We start from the raw sequence: 327 nt of genomic DNA on the forward strand, positions 1-327 counted from the left end.
GCCCGGCCGCGGCCGGCTGCTCCTCCACGGTGTCCTTGAGGTCGCGCAGCGCCGTGACCAGCCCGCCGGTGTCCCGCGGCTCCGCCCCCGCCTGGAGCAGGTCGCGCACCAGGCGGCCCTTGGTCGCCGTGTTGAAGTGGCTCACCACCGACCGCTTCACCACCCCGCCGGCCTCGCGCTCGTGCAGCACCCGCACGGTCGCCGTCCGGGCGGCCACCTCGCCGGCGGGCCGCCCCGCGGCCGCGTACGCCGCCGAGCGCAGGTCCAGCACCGGGCCGGCGTCCGCGGCGGCGGCCTCCGTCAGCGCCTGCGCCGCCTCGCGGCGCC

At 80.7% G+C, this 327-nt stretch carries 1 pseudogene; it reads right to left on the bottom strand.

Annotated elements, in window-relative coordinates:
• Nucleotides 1-327 (bottom strand): annotated as a pseudogene (locus LO771_RS30135) (hypothetical protein); the annotation flags it as partial.

Source organism: Streptacidiphilus sp. ASG 303 (assembly GCF_020991365.1).
In the GTDB taxonomy this organism is placed as follows: domain Bacteria; phylum Actinomycetota; class Actinomycetes; order Streptomycetales; family Streptomycetaceae; genus Peterkaempfera.